This window comes from Pseudoalteromonas sp. '520P1 No. 423' (genome assembly GCF_001269985.1).
Lineage (GTDB): Bacteria > Pseudomonadota > Gammaproteobacteria > Enterobacterales > Alteromonadaceae > Pseudoalteromonas.
In genome coordinates, this window is the sequence record NZ_BBZB01000002.1 from 511822 (window position 1) to 532167 (window position 20346).

General features: G+C 34.2%; 14 protein-coding genes and 1 pseudogene. 9 read left to right on the forward strand and 6 right to left on the reverse strand.

The features are described from left to right. Positions 1–46 precede the first annotated feature (46 nt). The 7 genes and pseudogenes from PSA_RS20875 to PSA_RS26610 all read left to right on the forward strand — a co-directional run bounded on the left by PSA_RS20875 (position 47) and on the right by PSA_RS26610 (position 10078). The gene (locus PSA_RS20875) at positions 47–2263 is read left to right on the forward strand and encodes a multiheme c-type cytochrome (protein ID WP_082305854.1); all 2217 of its coding nucleotides are present in this window, start codon (positions 47–49) and stop codon (positions 2261–2263) included. 306 nt (positions 2264–2569) lie between these two features. Beyond that, positions 2570–3511: a substrate-binding domain-containing protein gene (locus PSA_RS20880; RefSeq protein WP_042143635.1), complete on the forward strand. Its 942-nt coding sequence runs from the start codon at positions 2570–2572 to the stop codon at positions 3509–3511. Between the two features lie 279 nt (positions 3512–3790). Continuing rightward, positions 3791–5851, forward strand: a complete 2061-nt coding sequence (locus PSA_RS20885; RefSeq protein ID WP_127924073.1) for a methyl-accepting chemotaxis protein — start codon at positions 3791–3793, stop codon at positions 5849–5851. A 33-nt stretch (positions 5852–5884) separates the two neighbouring features. Beyond that, complete coding sequence (locus PSA_RS20890) at positions 5885–7009, forward strand: DUF3083 family protein (protein ID WP_042143631.1); 1125 nt, start codon at positions 5885–5887, stop codon at positions 7007–7009. Positions 7010–7160: 151 nt separating this feature from the next. Continuing rightward, on the forward strand, positions 7161–8174 hold the full coding sequence (locus tag PSA_RS20895; protein WP_231665462.1) for an aldo/keto reductase: 1014 nt from the start codon (positions 7161–7163) through the stop codon (positions 8172–8174). A gap of 141 nt (positions 8175–8315) precedes the next feature. Then, positions 8316–9389 (forward strand): class II fructose-bisphosphate aldolase, encoded by a 1074-nt coding sequence (gene fbaA / locus PSA_RS20900; RefSeq protein ID WP_042143629.1) that lies wholly within the window; start codon positions 8316–8318, stop codon positions 9387–9389. A 339-nt stretch (positions 9390–9728) separates the two neighbouring features. Beyond that, positions 9729–10078: pseudogene (locus tag PSA_RS26610) on the forward strand (DUF4386 family protein). A 555-nt stretch (positions 10079–10633) separates the two neighbouring features. On the opposite strand, the gene PSA_RS20910 reads toward PSA_RS26610, so the two are convergent. Beyond that, positions 10634–12955: a hypothetical protein gene (locus PSA_RS20910; protein ID WP_042143626.1), complete on the reverse strand. Its 2322-nt coding sequence runs from the start codon at positions 12953–12955 to the stop codon at positions 10634–10636. A gap of 440 nt (positions 12956–13395) precedes the next feature. Between PSA_RS20910 and PSA_RS20915 the strand changes: the two genes are divergently transcribed. After that, positions 13396–14298, forward strand: a complete 903-nt coding sequence (locus tag PSA_RS20915; protein WP_082305856.1) for a GntR family transcriptional regulator — start codon at positions 13396–13398, stop codon at positions 14296–14298. A 390-nt stretch (positions 14299–14688) separates the two neighbouring features. Next, positions 14689–14832, forward strand: coding sequence for a hypothetical protein (locus PSA_RS25485; protein ID WP_157575809.1), 144 nt, complete (start codon positions 14689–14691; stop codon positions 14830–14832). A gap of 341 nt (positions 14833–15173) precedes the next feature. On the opposite strand, the gene PSA_RS20920 is transcribed toward PSA_RS25485, so the two are convergent. The 5 genes from PSA_RS20920 to PSA_RS20940 are packed head-to-tail and all read right to left on the reverse strand — an operon-like array spanning position 15174 to position 20346. Next, the gene (locus tag PSA_RS20920; RefSeq protein ID WP_042143624.1) at positions 15174–15527 is read right to left on the reverse strand and encodes an L-rhamnose mutarotase; all 354 of its coding nucleotides are present in this window, start codon (positions 15525–15527) and stop codon (positions 15174–15176) included. Positions 15528–15550: 23 nt separating this feature from the next. Further along, on the reverse strand, positions 15551–16492 hold the full coding sequence (locus PSA_RS20925) for a sugar kinase (RefSeq protein WP_042143621.1): 942 nt from the start codon (positions 16490–16492) through the stop codon (positions 15551–15553). After that, positions 16489–17961 (reverse strand): mannitol dehydrogenase family protein, encoded by a 1473-nt coding sequence (locus tag PSA_RS20930; protein WP_052379864.1) that lies wholly within the window; start codon positions 17959–17961, stop codon positions 16489–16491. The genes PSA_RS20925 and PSA_RS20930 overlap by 4 nt, the downstream gene beginning before the upstream one ends. Positions 17962–17981: 20 nt before the next feature. Continuing rightward, positions 17982–19493 (reverse strand): UxaA family hydrolase, encoded by a 1512-nt coding sequence (locus PSA_RS20935; RefSeq protein ID WP_042143619.1) that lies wholly within the window; start codon positions 19491–19493, stop codon positions 17982–17984. A gap of 22 nt (positions 19494–19515) precedes the next feature. Beyond that, the gene (locus PSA_RS20940; RefSeq protein WP_042143617.1) at positions 19516–20346 is read right to left on the reverse strand and encodes an amidohydrolase; all 831 of its coding nucleotides are present in this window, start codon (positions 20344–20346) and stop codon (positions 19516–19518) included.

Here is a 20346-nt window from a genome sequence, read left to right on the forward strand (position 1 = left end):
AAATGCTAATTGTAAATAATAAAAAATAATAATATAAAGGTGTATTTTGAATTCAAAACTTTGGTTTTTACTTGTTTTAGTGTCGCCATACCTATGGGCTGATCAAAGCGAGGTTGTTAAAAACTATGCAAAAAAATTAGCAAAAATCGATAATGTTGATTCTCACTTTATTACTAAAAAATCACCCAATGCAACTTGTATTGATTGCCATAAATCACAAACTCATGATTGGCAAAAATCAGATCATGCCAAAGCGATGGCGAACGCTGATAAAACCAGTGTATTAGGTGACTTTAATAATGTATCAGCAGAACATTATGGCCAAAAAGTACTGTTTTATATAGAGAATGATAAATACAAAGCTAAAGTTTCTTACGATGATAAAACTGAAACCTATGATATTAAATATACCTTTGGTCACTTTCCATTACAGCAATACCTTGTAGAAACTAAACAGGGTTCTTTGCAAGTATTACCTTTTGCTTGGGATGCACGCAGTAAAGAAGATAAAGGCCAGCGTTGGTATCACAATTATAGTAATGAAGAAATTAGCCCTGAAGATAGATTACACTGGAAGCAACCATTACAAAATTGGAATGGCATGTGTGCCGATTGTCATTCTGATGGTTTAGTTCGAAATTATAATGAAAAAACCAATACATTTGATACAAAATGGGATGATATTAATGTGGGCTGTTTATCTTGCCATGGTGATATCACTGAACACTCAAATAATATATCAACACTAAGCAAACCAAGTATCAAAACACAAAACACAGGTTTATGGCTAAGGAAATCAGGCCAAAAAACCGCACATTGGCAAGGCGCTAAACGTGATAATGCTTTTATGGACAATTGTTTTGCCTGCCATTCCTTACGTTCTCCTTTAACCGACGGTTTTAAAGCAAACACACCGTATTTAGATCAATTTACACCGCAAATGCTTAACGCACCTATGTATCATGTTGATGGGCAGATACAAGAAGAAGTTTATGTTTATGGCTCTTTTTTACAGAGTAAAATGTTTGAAAATGGGGTTAATTGTTTAGATTGCCATGATCAACATACTATGAAGTTGAAAATTGAAGGCAATGGCTTGTGCCTACAATGCCACGGTGCTGAAGTTTATAATGTGCCAACACATCATCAGCATGAGCAAGAAAGTACAGGTGCACAATGTGTTAACTGTCATATGCCAACAAATCGCTATATGGGTGTAGATGATCGCCGTGATCATAGCTTCAAAATACCCAGACCTGATCTGTCGCTACAATTTAATACGCCTAATGCCTGCGTACAATGTCATGAAGATAAAGATAACTTATGGGCCGCTAAAACACTAAATAAATGGCATGGTAAATCTAAGGCTTTATCATCAACACGTCACGATTATTATTTATTAAATTCTGGACAGCCAATTGGTTTAGAAAAACATAAAGCAATTATAAATGATAAGGATATAGACGTTATTACAAGAGCCACGGCATTACGCTTATTAAATATGACAACGCAAACGCTATCTGGGCAATTTTTAAAACCTTACTTAAAACATGAAGAAGATTTATTAAGGCTGTCAGCTGCAACCTTAGGCGGATTATTAAATGAAAGGGAGCGCATTAGTTTAATCTCTCCTTTGCTAAAAGATAAATACAAAGCGGTACGGATTGAAGCGGCAAGAAGCTTAATTAATACCAATATGGCAGCAAATAATATGACTGTTTTTAGAGCTGTATTTAATGAATTATTATCCGCAAATACAGTAAATAGTTGGCGTGGTGAGGGCAGAGCAAATCAAGCCGTATTAGAAATGAGGCTTGGTAATTGGACTGGTGCTGAAGAATCATTTAAAGCAGCCATTGAGGTTGACCCTTATTTTGAATCTGGCTATTTGAATTTATCTGAGTTGTATCGGAATTTACAAAGATCAGATCAAGAACAACAAGTATTAAATAAGGCTTTATTTAAACTGCCCAAGTCAGCGCAAGTGCAATATGCTTTTGGACTGTATTTAATTAGACAGCAGCAACATCATAAAGCAACAAAACATTTTGCTAAAGCCATGTTTTATGCGCCAGAACAAGAACAGTACTTATATACCTATGTATTATCGCTTGATGGTGAAAATAAAACTAAATTTGCGTTGCAAAAGCTTAAAATGAAAATTAAGAAGTTTAAAGGCAGCCAGCAATTAAAAGAACTTGGGTTATATTTATCTCAAAAAGTGGGAGATGAAAAGTCATTTAATTGGTTTCAACAATTGTAATACCAATTCTATTAAGTTGGTGATCTAATATAAATTAGGATAAATTTTCAAGAGCACAGGTTTATAGCTCCAGGCTAAACCTAATTACCTACATCCATGTAGGCAAGGCGCTTGATTGAGTAATAGCTGGCTATAAGGAGTGAAAGCAACGCCGCTATTGTATATTTAGACCATTTAGATTGATCATATATTTATTAGAGTTGGTATACATCATTGGTGGCTTTAAATAATTTTGTTTAAATCCAATAAGTTAGGTTAATATTAGATTTGTTACCCTAAACACTTTTTAGAAATATAAGGAAGTATATGAAAAGCATATTAAGCATTATTGTTTCTCTTTTTCTGCATTCTAACTGTTCAATAGCTCAAGATTTTTACTTTGTAACTAAGAGTATTGAGATCCCATTTTTTAAAAAAATGAAACAAGGATGTATCAGTAAAGCTACAGAGCTAAATGTTAATTGCCATTTTATTGAAATGTCTGCCAGTAATCCTTTTCTTCAAAAAAACGCTATAAAAGCACTTCAAACACAAAAAGTTGACGGCTTGGCCTTATCTGTGATCCATTCAAAATTTCATATTGATTCTTTAAAATACTTTAAAGAAAACAACATTCCGGTTGTGACCGTTGATGCTGATTTTGCTAAAGACACGCATGCCAAAGTTGATGGATTAAGAGCTGCCTATGTTGGTAGTGATAATTATCAGCTTGGTTATAATTTAGGTAAATACCTGCTGGATATAGTAAAAATTAATCATGAATATTGTATTGTAAGTGGCTATAAAGTCACAGATAACTTAAACGAAAGGATCAAAGGGTTTAAAAAGGCAATTAGGCATTCAAATTTACTTAAAGAAAATGCGAGATGCCCTTTATATAGTCTAGAAAACCCTGAATCAGCAATAAAACAAGGTTTCAGTTTTATAGAAGATTTTAACAGTGATGTACAAAGCAAAACGTTAGTTTATATGGGGAGCTGGGCACAAATTAATATTGATAAATATACAAACGCATTTGAAAAATATAAACACAATATTAAAAACCAAACAATTAATATCGTATCTATTGATGCATCTAAAGAACAGATATTTCTTTTAAAACGTGGCCTTTCTTCTGGAAATTTAGGTCAAAGTCCATTTGAAATGGGTGAAAAAGCCCTTGAAACTTTGTTTAATTTAAAACAAGGAAAAAAATTAAGCTCTAATGTTATTTACACTAAGTCTGTTTTATACCCGTCTATACATTAATTAATTCAATCCTCAATTTCCTTGCCAGCGCTTAAGTAATTTAAACATATGTTACCTTGTAAGTGCTTTTAAACATTCAAATCAAAATATTTCAAAACTTAATCACTATTAATCCTTGAGCTCAATTTTCAAATGAAGCCTAACGACTTTTTATAATTAAATGCATTTTGTGTTTCTTGTATATAAAAGACATGGTAAGGTTGTATCTAAGGATACTGTGATTGATGCCTTTTATCTTGCACAACAATCACTTTAAGCATTAATTATCGGGTTTGTATTTTGAAAATATTAAATAATATAACAATTAAGTCGCGGATCATTATTTTGGTTTTACTGCCATTATTGGCGATTTTTTACTTATCCTTTTCGAAATATCAAGACTCATTATCGCAATTACATTCAATGGAAAAATTGGGGTTATTAACTGAGTATATTAATAAAACGGCACCTTTGATCTCAGCGCTTGAAGGTGAACACTTGTTTTCAGGAAAATATTTAGGTCCTGATAAAATAGATAATCCAATTGGTTTAGACGAAAAACCTGCGTTGTTAAAACAGCGTCAATATGTAGATAAAGCAATAAAGGATTATCAAAACTTTGTTGAACACAACAGAAATAAACTAGATCAATTTACTCAAGTATTAAAAAATATAGACATAGTAGAAAAGCGTTTAAAACAGCATACATATGTAAGAAGTCTTATTTCACAAAGGTTAAGAAAATCAACAACACGTAAAAACTTAACTGGAGGAATTTTATTCGCCTCTAGAGAAATAGAAAAATTAATATGGGCACTCATGGCTACAACGAGTGAAATTAACTTAATTGCAGCTAAAGATGAGCAGTTAAGTAAAATGACAAACGCTTATTTACATTTAACAAAAGCTAAATACAACTCAGTGCTAATGGCTGAAGCCATAGATAGAGGCATAATAGCCAGTTTATACCCAAATTTATTGGGTAAAATATCTAAATTTGATGCTTTAGAGCAAGCTAATATCGATGGATTTTTATTATTCGCAAGCTATGACTCAAAATTAAAACACCAAACGTTATTTATAAATAACCCTGAATATAAAACGATTATTGAGCATTATAAAAAACTACGCAAAGATGTAAGAAAGCTAATTAATAAACCATTGTCGATCAATCGTAGCTATTGGGATAACTTATCTCAATCAGTTAATAATAATTATGATGAGCTGATCCGTTTTGTATTAAATGAAATTGATAACAAAACAAATGCATATCTCGAAAATGCTAAAACAGAAGTAAAAGACACCTTATTTATTTTAATTTTTTTATTGATATTAATAGGGTCAATATCACTTTTGATCATGAAAAGTATCACACATCCATTAAAAACTTTAGTGAGTTTACTTACTCAGTTAGAACAAAATAAAGATATGGGTTTACGTGCAAGTCATTTTGGTAAAGATGAATTATCAGAAGCGACGCTTGCATTTAATCAATTAATTAAAAGTTTTAACCTGGCTTTATCGGGCGTGAAAAAAGATGTAAATACCATGAATTTAACCAGCTCTAAAGTATCAGGTTATATGATTGAATCTATGGATTTGTCTCAAAGGCAAAGAGATATTACAGATAGTATCTCAGTTGCTGTAAACCAAATGACCACAAGTATTCAAGAAGTATCAGGCTCTGCACAATCAACAAAGGAAGTAGTCGAAAAAGCGCATAAAGTGTCGATCGATAGTGAAATTGATGCAACTAACAGTACAGATATTATGTATAAGCTGAACTTTCAACTAGGTGAAAATACTGAGCTGATTAAGCAGTTAAATGATGAGGCTAATGAAATAAATGCCATTGTAAGTGTGATCCAAACAGTTTCTGAACAAATTAACTTATTAGCACTCAATGCAGCAATAGAGGCTGCAAGAGCTGGAGAGGCTGGTCGTGGATTTGCTGTTGTGGCAGATGAAGTAAGAAACTTAGCTGTTAAAACAAAACAATCAACATTAGAGATCCAAAAGCAAATTGAGTCACTGGTTCTAGGCGCTAATAATGCCAGCAAAAATATGAGCCAACTACAAAGCAATGGTGATAAAGCAATTCAAAGTGTACTTGAAAACTCAAAAGCATTTGCAGTACTAAAAACTCAATTAGACACAATTAATAATATGGCAAGTAAAATAGCTGATTCAGCCCAAGAACAAACTGTCGTTTCTGAAGAAATTAATCAAAGGTTACATGGGATCACTGATGATTCTGTGGTTCTGGCAGGACATGCTAAAAACTCTTTAGATGCAACTCATGTTCTAACATCTGATGGTGCTTCATTAGAGGGTCATATCAGTAAATTTAAACTCGTCTAAAACACACATTTTGGTTATATAAGAGGAAATATTATGACAAGAGCAAACTCAATACTGCGTAGACACCGTGCTTCAGATAAAGTCTATGTTCCTAAAAATGCCAGAGACAATCACTATATCATTGCTGAAATGCCTTTGACTGACAAACTTATCGATTTAATGGGGGTTGTAGTCGACAATACTCAAGAAAAACCCTACCAACATTTTTATCAAAAACTGGCTAAATTGGCATTTGATGTTGTAGAAGACTGCAATATTGAACATGCTAACTTTATAGCTAACAATAGATTAGTGCGTGTACGTAACAGTGATGAACAACAAGTGATACATACACAAAAGCAATCCTATTTCTTTTATAGTCCAGGGCATAATAGTACGTTTAAAGGTTACTTTGATGGGTCTGTACGCTCTAACAAGGTTAAGTTTTTATTTTTGGCTACAGGTGATAACTTGCGTGAAGGTGCAGCTAAATTTCATCAAAAAGTATTTGATGCTGTCAATAAAATATCTCAATGTATTGGTCTTGAAAAAGGCGAACTAAAAATGCGCGATCATCAACATTTAACTTATGATATTTTTGCTCGAGATAAAGGTTATAAAGAAACGATGACACATAGTTTTCGTGAAATATCTGCACGATACTTACAGCAAGACTATCTTGTTTCAGGAGAGCATACAGCCATAACTTACGCTGTGGTGAGTGTACCAATGACACGAAGGTTACTTAAAGGGACTGATATTGATTATAATAGCGAGCAACCATTTGATGAGCTTTATAGAGAGATAGCCCATGCATTTAGTAAATCTGCACAAAAATACAAACTTAATCATAGTGCTATGATAGCTGATGGCATGTCCCCAATAGTACGTTATGACGAAAAAGAAAATACTATAATTAATGGCGATATTATTTCACTTGGATATAACCCTCATAATGAACTAGGTGAAATAACCTGTAATTGGCAAGGGGATAAATTGGTAGACACAATACGCTTGGTATTTTGTGCAACTGATTTTGATGAAACACATCAAACTTACGGTAAATTTGTAAATCAAGTAATGCTATCAATGGCAGATGTTGCATTATCGCTTAACTGGAAGAAACAACAAGACTATATGTTAATGCGCTTGAATCAGCAGCTAGTAAGAAAAGTGTAGAAGCTTACTTTTTGTTTTTTATATGTAAAAGTCAATTTTAATTGATTGTTATATAAAATAAACATAATATGAACACAATAAAATTTAAGTGCATTAATTAGCTTAGTAACAGTAGATACATAAACTGTTACTTGGTTTTAAAGAGTAAATAATGATGACTAAGTTGATAAATTTTCCAAAAATCGTATTTGGTACCAGTAGTTTAGGAAATTTATTTGTAGAACTGGATATTGCTACAAAAAATGAACTTGTTAAAACTGCAGTAGAAAATACCCCACAAATGCCTTTATTTGATAGTGCAGGTAAATATGGTGCAGGTTTAGCACTTGAATCTTTAGCGCTAGGGTTAAAAGCATTAGATATTGCACCCAAAAATGTAAAAATCAGCAATAAGTTAGGCTGGAAACGGGTGCCGTTAACATCAGATGAACCTACTTTTGAGCCGGGTGCTTGGGTTAATTTAAAACATGATGCTGTGCAAGATATCTCATATCAAGGGATCTTAGAGTGTTATCATCAAGGTAATGAATTATTAGGTGATTATGAAGCTAAAATAGTGTCATTACATGATCCTGATGAATACTTAGCAGCAGCCAAAGATCAAAAAGAGCTAGAAAAGCGACAACAAGATATTTTAGATGCGTACAAAGCATTACTCGAATTACGTGATGCCGGCAAAGTTGAATCTGTTGGTGTAGGCGCTAAAGAAGTGAGTGTGATAGATTTTATTAGTGATCATATACAATTAGATTGGGCGATGTTTGCGTGCTCAATAACACCTTTTACCCATGAACCATCAACAATAAACTTATTAAAAAAATTAAATAACCAAGGCGTTAAAGTGATTAATTCAGCTGTGTTTAATGCAGGGTTTTTAATTGGCAGTGATAATTTAGATTATAAAACAATTTCTAGAGACTCAAATCCAGATGAGTTTATTTGGCGTGATAAGTTTCATGAGTTATGTACTGAATTTAAAATAAAACCGGCTGAAGCATGTGTACAGTTTTCATTCTTATTTGAAGGCATTGAGTCGGTGGCATTAAACTCAAGCTCACCGAAGCGTGTCAAAGGCAATGTTTCTTTAGTTGAAGCGCACGTTCCTAAAGCATTTTGGCAAGCAATGCAGAACAGTGGTTTAATTTCAAAATACCTGAATTTTTAATAATTTAAGTAAATTTACAACTAATACTATTAAACATGGTAATTAATTTACCATTTAACCTAATCATTTAATCAGTATTGTCATCATTTTATATTCTAAAATTAGTAACTTATGAACACAATTTCAGTAAGGCAGAATGCTATGTCTAAAATCGACTTATTTAATGCAATTGATAAAGGCGTTGTTACTGGTAGTGATCTTAACCAGATATACGCGATTGCAAAAGAAAACAACTGTGCATTTCCTGCTGTTAATGTGAGTAGTAGCTCAACATTAAATAGCGCTTTGGCAGCAGCGAAAACAGCACAGATGCCGATTATTATTCAGTTTTCTCAAGGTGGGGCTGCATTTTTTTTAGGTGAAAACTCGGGTTTACCTAGAATAGATGCATCTATTTTAGGTGCCATTACAGGTGCAAAATACGTGCACCAAGTAGCTAAAGCTTATGACGTGCATGTTATTTTACATACAGATCATGCGAGTCGAAAATTACTACCGTGGATTGATGGGTTATTAGCTGAAGGTGAGCAATTTTACAAGCAAACAGGTAAACCATTATTTAGCTCGCATATGATAGATTTATCGGAAGAACCCATAGTAGAAAATATTAAGACATGCGCTAATTATCTAAAACGTATGACATTAATTGATATGTCTTTAGAAATAGAATTAGGATGTACAGGTGGTGAAGAAGATGGCGTTGATAATACACATTTAGACAACAGTGCTTTATATACACAACCAGAAGATGTGGCATTTGCTTATGAGGCATTAACAGCAATCAGTGATGGCTTTACGATTGCAGCATCATTTGGCAATGTTCATGGTGTGTATCAACCTGGAAATGTGCATTTAACACCTAAAATATTAAAACACTCTCAAGAATTTATATCGACAAAATATAAGCTAAAAAATAACAGTTTGAACTTTGTATTTCATGGTGGTTCAGGCTCTTCAGCTGAAGAAATTAGTGAAGCTATCAGCTATGGCGTAGTAAAAATGAATATAGATACAGATACTCAATGGGCTTACTGGCAGGGGGTCAATCAATATAAGGCGTCACATATTGGCTGTTTAGATAGCCAAATAGGAAACCCTGAAGGTGCCGATAAACCAAATAAAAAATATTATGATCCAAGGCAGTGGATACACGCAGCCGAAACTTCAATGATAAGTAGGATTTTACAAGCTTATCGAGAGCTGCAATGTATTTAACCATTTAATAAATATTTTAAATTTCATTAGGTTAAATATCTCTTAGCCTAATTTATTTATACCAAGAATTCAAATTGTTTCATTCATGGGAAAAATCAGAATTACGTTTTCCCATGAATGGGATACTTATCTTTTAAAATCAATAAAAACCAAATTTAGTTAATTAAATCAAGATACTATATGTTTGGCATGGTGGCTGCTATAGAAAGTTATTATTAACTCCTAAATATAAAATGAAATGGAGTTTAATTAACAGGTGAAAGCATGACAAAGTAAACCACAGCCAGAGCAGCAGGTTTAGTATATTTATTTGTAGTATTAACTGGAATTTTTAACTTAATGTATGTGCCAAAACAATTGATTGCTTTTAACGATGCAGCAGCAACAATTAGCAATATAACAGGTAATGAACTTTTGTTTCGTACAGGTGTAGCTGCAGGTGTTATTTGTTATGTCTTTTTTTAATATTGCCTTTTATTTTGTTTGATTTATTTAAAGAGGTAAACAGAAATGTTGCTGTTTTTATGGTGGTAGTCGCAGCTTCTAGTGTGCCAATCTCTCTTTTTAATATGGTGACTATGCTAGATATACTCAGCTTATTAAGTGGCGCAGAATATTTAAATGCTTATAGCGCAGAAAAAATTGAAGCAAAAGTGATGTTGCTATTACAACATGGCTCGGCCATTTAGATTTACAGATGATAGGTGTAAATAACTTCTTTTTAGCATACTTTACTGCTACGTCGGGAGCCGCCACTCTTAATAGCTTAGTAAAGGACCCAATAAAAATTTTGTAAAAGTACTCATAATTGCTTACTTATTACCTTTATATTGAAAGGGAAGATAACTGAAAAATAAGGATAAAATATGAATTTGGATAATAAGTAATGAAAAATAATTAGTTCTCAGTCTTACTTAAAAATGAACTCACAGTGATTTAAAGGATAGAAAAAAGTAGGTCATTATTTTTTGTGATTCTCGAAATCAAGGTGAATATATACAATTGAAAAGATATTCACTTTTATTTTATATATCAATAATATAGTTATTTAAGATTTATAAAGGCTAAAAATGCTGAGATATGTGGCTGTTGCATCCCAACGATGAGCAGAATACTTTGAGCGAAACAAAGTTAGCGTGTGTTTTAATCGTTTTAAGACTTAATTAAAAGGAACACTTAGGTTCCTTTGTTTTGTCAGTAGTTGTTAATTCATATTTTACAAAGCATAACCTATCACTGAGATATCATTTAAATGGTGTACTAAATTGCCATACATCTCCTTTTACAATATCACCAGAAGGCATTACAGCATCTACTCGCCAAAAGTATTGTTTGTTTGGTTTTAGATTACCTGGATCAAACATGTTTTGAGTTAATACGCTAACAAGTGATAGGTTATTTTCAGATGTACCTGTATATACTTTATAAGATGTTGCTTGATAGGCTGGACGCCATATTAAGTCTGAATCAATCGATACATCTTCACTTCGCATTGCAGGGATCGGGTGTGTTGTTTTTGTATCACGTCTACCAGGGATCCAGTAACTGTTTTGATCTGCTCTATAACTACCGGTATAACCCAAAGTACCACCTTGTAAACTTGTTAAATAACTATCGTTTATCACATCACCGTGCTTTAAAGGTGATGATTGATTTGGTCTAAAGTCTCTATTTGTCACATCTTTAAATTGACTTTTAAGTGAGTTACCTTCATTTACGCCATTAAAGTTATGACCGTAATCAACCCACGACAGCATAGGTTCATTAGAGGCTCTTTGGCTTGAAATTAAATCGGCTGCATTATTCGTTACGATACTGCCTCTATTTGCGCCCCCTAAAATACCGCCAACATCGGCGTCATCTAAAATAATTAGGTCGGTACGTTTGTTTTCTAAAGTATCAAATACCGTGTTGTGATACACACGCTGATTTTCACCTTTGACCATAATACCATTAGCATTCCAAACAACATTATGATGCGCAATCGCATCGCTACCATAAAACTTTGCAGGAATAGGGGCATCGAAACGTACACCATATTTAACTGAATCATGTAACCAGTTATAACGCACTATTGTGCCATTTTGTGCTGCGATACGTACTTGGATCATAGCGCCATCACTTTGTGCAAAACCAGAATTGGAAATATCATTGTATTCTGCGGTAAAACGGCCTCCTAAAGGACCCGTATATTTACCATGGCCGCCAGGAGAAGCACCTGAAGTTGCCAACGTTTCTGAACTACCTGCATTGGATACTGTGTTGTACCTGAAGGCTGAGAAATTACCATCTAAGACTAATGAAGAACTTGGCGCATAACTTTCAGACGCAGCCCAGTCAAAATATTCAAAAGAGGAGTTTTCTACTAGTGTTGAATTGCCACGCATTAAAAACCCTTGGCCATCAACATTTCTCATAGTGATGTTTCGTAAGGTATTGTTACTTTTGTGAGATAAATCACGATTATTAGAGCTTACAAAAAGTATTTCAGACTTTTGACCTACTTCGCCAAGTGCACGACGTGAAGAACCACCAAATTTAAAGTTAGCGTCTTCTAAAGTAAAGTTTTCACAATTACCACAACGTAAAGTTTCACCAAAAAAATCTACATTTTTAACTGTTACATGCTCCCAGCCTCCCACTTTGATACCATAAGGCTGCTTTTTTGCTCTGATAGTTTGAGTGGGCGTACCACTAGAAGAATATAAGTAAGCAGTTTTTGTTTTAGTATCAAAAAACCATTCATCATCATTATCTAATAGTGCTTTTTTACCTTCAACAAAGTAATAAAAGTGTTTTTGGTTTTTCCAAATTCGTGGTGTTTTACCGTATGTGAAGTTATTACTGCCAGGTGTATGTGATGAAATTTTTCGGGTCCAAGTATCAAAACTGCCTACATTAGCCACAACAACAGCATCACTTAAATCTACTGTATTTATAGTTTTATCATCAGTAAGTGAGTCATCCATCATTAAGCCAAAGTCATTACCACTGGTATTTGCATGAGCCCAACTATCACGGCTATAAACAGATGCGACATCTCCTTTTTTGTCACCGAAGCGGGCATTTGGCCAACGAGCATTCATTTTTTCTTGCCAATTTTCACCTTCTTTAATAAATAACTGCCAAATGTCTTCGCCAATATACTTACTGTATATATTACCGCCTTCAGACACCCAAGAGTTTGAGATATCTATTGTGCCATCAAATGTAACTTGTTCATTATCGTATGCTTCTATAGTGATAGGGCGATCTTGTGTTCCTTTTAAGCCACTTCTAGTGAGCACTTCATTATAAGTACCGCCACGTAATTTGACTGTATAAGCTTCACGATTGTCGAGTGCAACACCACTGTTAAATTCTTTTTCACCATAGTTTAATGCAAATTTTATTGTTTTAAATGGCTGAGATATTGAGCCATTTCGTTTTAATGCTCTTGTATCTAGTCCGTTGATCGGATCTACAAAAATATGATGGTTTACTGAACTTGAAGCTAAGGTTGGTAGGCTTGTAACGCTTGCAGCTAAAGTACAACTAGCAATTAAACTTAATTTGAAATTTTTCATTATTATGTCTCACAAATAATTTGAAACGCATTTATGGAATAACAAAAATCCTTTTCGTTAATGTTTTTTATAGTTCATAAACACTTTATTTGTTTTTTATGCTAGGGTCAATAGTTTTGTAAAAATAGTGTGAATATTTGTTAAGTATGTGTTGATGTTAGTTTTGTTGTGTTTTATTTAGGTTTATGAAGAATTCACTTATTATTATCTAAAAAGATAAAAGTGTTTATTATATTTAATTGTTAGATTTGTAGTATTTTGAAATTAGAAATGAAATTAAAGGTGCTAAGATAAGGTCAATAATTATTAAAAGCTATCGTTTATATGTCTAAAAGGTAATAAATACAATTTATAGCTGAGTATATGCTTTTTTAGGCTATTACTATTAATAAACAACAAGTATACTATTCGATATTGTTGTTTTAAAAGGAACTATTATCGTGAATGTTCACAGTCACTTGATCCAAGAAACCGTAAACGGAATTTTAGAAAGTTTATCTGACTTTGATGCAAGCTCTCCTGTTGTATTAAAAGATAATACGCTTGCAAAAAAATTGAATGTTAGTAGAACCACGATCCGTACAGCATTATCAGAACTAGAAAATTTAGGCATTATCGTAATTGATGGTTCTAAAAAAACGGTAAATAGAAAACCTACTGAAACGGATTATTTTGATACCAGTAATAGTGTTGCATCTAAAGAAGAAATTATTGAAGAGTATTTTTTAGATTTAATTAATCACGGTAAATTGCTACCTGGTGATAAGTTTTCAGAATTAGAATTAGCTAAATCATCGGGTTGTAATACCATCACTGTAAGAGAGTTTTTAATTAAATTTTCTCGATTTGGCCTAATCGAAAAGAAACCCAGAGCTAAATGGCAAATGGTTGAATTTACAGAAAAATTTGCTCTCGAGTTAGTTGAGTTTAGACGTATTTTAGAAATGAGCTCAATTACCAAACTTTTAGCAACGCCAACAGATGATCCTGTATGGAAAGAGCTTTCTGTATTATTAGATAAACATATCGAAGTATTAGCTGATGTTGATAATAGATATACTGAGCTAAGTGAATTAGATCGTAAATTTCACTATATAGTGCAACGCGCATCCAGTAATCGTTTCTTTATGCAATTCTTTGATGTGGTTTCTTTAATTTGTCATTACCATTATCAGTGGGATAAAAGTGATGAACTTGATCGAAATAAAGTTGCGTTACAAGAGCATGTTGAAATTATCACTCAATTACTCGCCCATAATACCTCTGGGGTGATCAGTGCAATGGAAGTTCACTTAAGTACAGCTAAAAAAACGTTATTACGTTCTGCACATGGTTTAGAATAGCATTACAAGAAATTAACCTGAGCTGCGATAATCAAATTAGCCAATAACGCTATTTTAAAGCCTATTAGCGTTGTTCTAACTGCCAATAGCCCGCTATTGGTTAGTTAAAAGGCCTTGATATCTACTAAAATTACGTCATGGGATAGTGAAACAAACAGTAACCCTTTTTCTTCAAGTGGTTATAAAACTCTTATTCAAACCTCAAGTTAATTAAATTAAAAACATTCCCGATAAAACATTTCGGGAATCGTAAACATTTAAATCTTCATACAATTCCTCATAAAATTTAGTTTAAACTCAATTCTCTTAAAAAATATAAAATTATTAAACCCCTTTTTAAAAAGCTAAAGTTTATAGCAAAAACACAATTAAATTTTAAAGGTTATGACTATGAACATTGCTTTAACAAAATCAATTTTGCTATCGATTATTACACTATCTTTGATGAGTGCCTGTAGCCCGCAAACAAAAAATAATGAAGAACAAGAAACTTCCAAAGCACAAACGGATAATCAGCAGATAGAAAAAATTTAAATTACAGAAGTCAAAGAAATAAAAATCGAAAGCATGGCTAGTGATATGGTAGTTGAACAACAAAGTGCATCAGGCCCTAAGGTAAAAAGCCATGTTAAGACGTGTCGCACCAGGTCAAACTTATCATCAAGCTATTGTTCTTACACCACCAATAATTCCACCCATTTATTCAGGAATACCAAATACAGTAAAATTGTAATGGTGTAATACTTAAATAAAGGAAATAAAGGGGTCGGAGTTAATTAATTCGGGTACAACCTTTGTCCCTAAATAAATTAACTCGACCTCTTTTTTGAGGTTTATTAGTTTTGCTTTGTTAATTCTTAAATTGTATGTGGTTGTTAAGGTTGATCTGTCAGTTTAAAAATTTGCTCTGTAGGCAGCCATTTCTCACCTTCTTTTGCCCAAGGTAAGGCTTGTTGAAATTGCCACATTAAAGTTTCCCACTTTTGAATTTGTGGGTCGTTAGCGTCTGATATGGCTTTTTTATCTGCATCAAAGGTATCGTCTACTTCCATGATCATAAATAAACGATTTACGATTAAGTAGATTTCCATTTCAACAATACCTGCATCTCTAATGCCTTTAGAAACTTCAGGTAATCCATTACCTGGTTTGTGATATTCTTTATATTGTTCAATCAGTTCAGGATCATCTTTTAGATCTACAGCTAAACAGTAACGTGTTGTTTTCATCTTTTTCTCTATTTAGGTAAATGTTAAATTGGGTAGCACTTTAAATGCGCGTTAAGTGAATCTTTATCAACTATGGCACCTTTATGGCCAATCACACAGGCTGATAATTTAGCGCCAAACTCCGCTGATTCAACTACAGTTCTACCCATCATTCTGGCACTGAGGTAGCCGCCATTAAATGCGTCCCCAGCAGAGGTTGTATCAACCACGTTTTGAACTGGGTCAACTGCCACTTGGGTTTTAATACCATTAAAAGATGTATGCATGCCTTGTGAACCATTTTTTATCACATATTCTTTGATATCGTATTGATTTAAAAAGTTAGCGACATCAGAGCTTGTTTTTGCACCATATAAAACCATGTGATCATCAACTCCGGGTAGGGCAATATCAGCAAGCTCAAATGCTAAATTATAGGCTTGTTTTGTTTCTTCAACAGACGACCACAGTGCTGGCCGGTAATTTGGGTCAAAAATAATCAAGGTGCCATTGGCTTTAAGTTCAGCTAAATAATGCCATAAAAGAACACGATCAGCTTGTGATAATATAGCGATTGAGATACCGGATAAAAAGAACATATTAGAACTTGATATACGGGCATAACCACCATCATCAGCTAATAATTTTATAGTTTGTTTAGCCGCTGATGTATCACGCCAATATGTAAAGCTACGTTCACCTTCATCGTCTACGTTTATTAGATATAAGCCCATTTGCGCAGTGCTTGAGCGGTATACTAAATGTGTATCAAGTGACTCTTCATACATTAACTGTAGCATTTCATCACTTAAACTATCTTGGCCAATCGCTGATAAAAAATGTACTGCTGAGTTATCTCCCATACACCTTTTAATATAAATAGCCGTATTAAACACATCACCCGCAAAGCCTTGTTTGTAAAGCTTAGGTTGTGTGGATGAGCCAAACTCAACCATGCACTCACCCATTAAAGTGATTTGATTCATAATCTATCCAATTGTTTTAGTTGATCTAAAACCGTGCAGCCAGATAACAGCGCTGATAAATGTTTATCTAGGTTCGCTATCACTTTGTCATTGTTGATAAAGTCTTTACCAAAAATAGACTCGATTCCAAAAAAGGCATTAATAACATCAAGAGGTTTAGATGATGTAATGCCTTTGGTGCTGGCGAATTCCTCAGCAAGTGGATCAACTATGTCACGTTTTTCAATTAATGCTGCTCGGATAAATTGCATCCAACAAGCAAGTGAAAAACAGAGTTTATCTATACTTCTATTTAACTTTAAATTGTCTTGAATTATAGGTAATAAACGCATTTGTAATTTTTGCGAGCCATCCCAAGCAATCTGCGCTAATAAATGGCGGATCTCTGGATTTAAGAATCGTTCGATGATCTCTTTACTATAGCTTTGCACGTCGAGCTCTTTTGGTGCATCAAAAGAGCCAATGACTTCTTCATTGGCTAAGTCACAAATAAATTTGTAAAAAGCCTTATCACTTGTTACATCATAAACAGTTTCAAAACCGGCAAGAGAACCTGCGTAAGCAAGAGTTGAATGCAAACAGTTTAATAAACGCAGTTTTGCTTTTTCAAAGCCGTCTACATCGTTGGTAAATACAACACCTACTTTGTGCCAATCAGGACGAGGGCCTTTAAAGGTATCTTCTATCACCCATTGGGTGAATTGTTCCCTTTGAATTGGCCATTCATCTTGGGCACCTATGGCTTTAGATACAGACTCTACGGTATAGGCTTCGGTTTTTGGTGTAATGCTATCTACCATAGAATTTGGAAAGCTAACTTGGTTTTCTATCCAAATCTTTAATTCTGGGCTAAGTGTATGAGCATAATCAAGTACGGCACTGCGTAACTTATCACCATTACCTGAAACATTGTCACAACTGAGTACATTAAATGCTGTTATATTATTCGCTTTTCTATTACATAAAGCTTCAACAATAAAACCAATCGCACTCACTGGCATATGTGGGTTGCTTAGGTCGTGTTTAATGTCTTTATGTTCAAAATCTAGGTTACCATCTGATCCTAAACAATACCCTTTTTCTGTGATTGTTAAAGAGACTATTTTGGTATCAGGTGCGCTCATTCTTTGTAAAACCAGATCTGATTGCTCACTGGCAACTAATACTTCTTTTACAGCGCCAATTACTTGATAATTGATTGCTTTATCAAGAATTGCCAAAGTATATAAGTTATCTTGTTTTGCTAATACGTTTCTGGCTGTTGGGCTGCGAAGCGATACACCACAAATACCCCAGTTACCACCCGTTAAGTTCATTGCATTTTCAGTATAAGCTGCTTGATGTGCACGATGAAAAGCACCAGGTCCTAAGTGAACAATACCAATTTTTGTATTGTCTCTATCGTAATTTGGCACTGCAATACTTTGATTGTTACCAACAAGATTAAGGGTTTTATTTGTTAGATTCATAATTTATTTCAGCGCACCTTTTAAAGTGTGACGCCGCCTTTCCAAATTGAAATTTCTTTAAACTGGTTAATTTCATTCTTAGTTGACTTACCGGATGCAACATCTAATAGAAGTTGAAAAAACTCTTCTGTGCACTCATCTTGGGTTTTATCTAAACGTAATAATTCACCCGCATCATAGTCAATCCAGTGCTTTTTACGATTTGCTAAATTACTATTTGATGCAATTTTTAAAGTTGGGACAGGTACGCCAAGCGGTGTGCCTCGACCTGTAGTAAATAACACCATATTGGCACCACTGGCAGCTAAAGCTGTTGAAGAAACCGCATCATTTCCGGGCCCTTGAAGTAAAGTGATGCCATTTTTGGCTACTGCTTTTTGACCATATTTTATTACTGCTTGTACAGGTGCATTGCCACCTTTTTGAATTGCGCCTAGAGATTTATCTTCAAGGGTTGTTAAACCGCCGGCTTTATTACCTGGTGAGGGATTTTCGTAAACAGGTTGATTGTTTTTAACAAAATAGCTTTTAAAGTCATCTACTAAATCTACGATATCTTGATACACATTTTCATTGGCTGCGTTGTTCATTAATACTTGTTCGGCACCAAACATTTCAGGTGTTTCTGTTAAAATAACGGTTGCACCATAATTTACCATTTTTTCTGTTATACGACCCAATAAAGGGTTTGCAGTGAGACCACTTAAACCATCTGAACCACCGCATTTCATGCCGACAGTCAGTTTAGATACAGGGCAGGGAACTCGTTTATCTTGATCCATTTTTGTAAGCAGTTGCTCAATATATTTCATGCCTTGCGCTTCTTCATCATCTACTTCTTGCGCGTTAAAGTAAGCAATGCGATCCGACAAAGAGTCTGGCAAGTCTTTAACTAATGCTGATAATTGATTGTTTTCACAACCTAAGCCTAAAAATAACACAGCACCTGCATTGGGATTAGACGCTAACGAAGCTAGTAATTGTTTGGTTTGTGCTAAATCATCTCCCAATTGAGAGCAGCCAAATGGGTGTGTGACTGCAAGAAAATCATCTGCGCGGTCTTGATAAAGAGATTTACATTGGCTAACCAGTGATTTAGCTAAATGATTTACACAACCAACGCTGTTGATGATCCATAATTCATTACGTATACCTACCAAGCCATTGGTTCTTGGATAACCCATGAAAGTAGGCATATCGCTATTCTTTTTGATGTGATGTGATGCATTGGGGTTATACGAAAAAGTATCTTCATCACTCAGTAAAGTTTTTAAATTATGCGTATGCACCCATTCACCCGCTTGAATATCAGATGTTGTATAGCCAATAGAGTAGCCATATTTTATGATTTCTTGGCCTTTACTAAATGCCTCAAGTGCAATTTTATGCCCTCGTCCAATATCTTGTGTTAAAACAAAATTAAGATCCTTAACTGTGATTGATGTGCCTTTTGTCAGATCTTGTAATGCAACCACAACATTATCGCTGTTATGTACCTGAATATATGTTCTGAAACTTGCTTGTGAGCTCATAATACGGGTTCTCTTAAACTAGTTATATCTGATAAAAGCGACTGGCGTTATTACCAAAAATATTATCAATAGAATTAGGATGACGGTCCTGGATATATGCTAAGACAATGTTTTTGATTGCTTCATATTCCCCGGCAACTAAACAAACAGGCCAGTCTGAGCCAAACATCAGCCTTTCACTGCCAAATAGTTGAAATACAGTATCTAGATATGATTTAAAATCATTTTGAGTCCAATTATCCCAGTCTGCTTCTGTGACCATGCCTGAAAGTTTGCAATAACAATTTGGGTTTTTGGCAAGCTCAGCCATGCCCATTTGCCATTGTTCAAATTCTGCTTTGGTTTTAATTTTTGGTTTTGCAATATGGTCAATGACCACGTTTAGATTGGGAACTTGGGCTAACATTTTGGCAGCCGCAGGTAATTGATGTGCAAAAATCAGTAAATCATAACTGTAATTATGTTCAGCAAGTATCTTTAACCCTCGAATAAAGTCAGGGTTTCTCATAAAAGTAGGATCTGTTTCCCCTTGTATCACATGTCTAAATCCAACAATTTTTTGATGATTTTTCAGTTGATTAAGCACATCTGAAAGTGAGTCACTTCTGATATCGATCCAACCAACAACGCCTTTTATAACATCTGTCGACTCTGCAATCTCTGATAACCATAAAGTTTCTTCAATAGACTGCCTTGCTTGCACCGCAATACTGCCTTCAAAACCATTTTTACTTAGGGTTTGTTCCAGCTCTTTTAAAAGATAATCTTGTTTTAAAACACCCATAGAGTTATCAATCCAGTCGTATTCGACTGGATCAAACGCCCACATGTGATGATGTGAATCAATACGCAT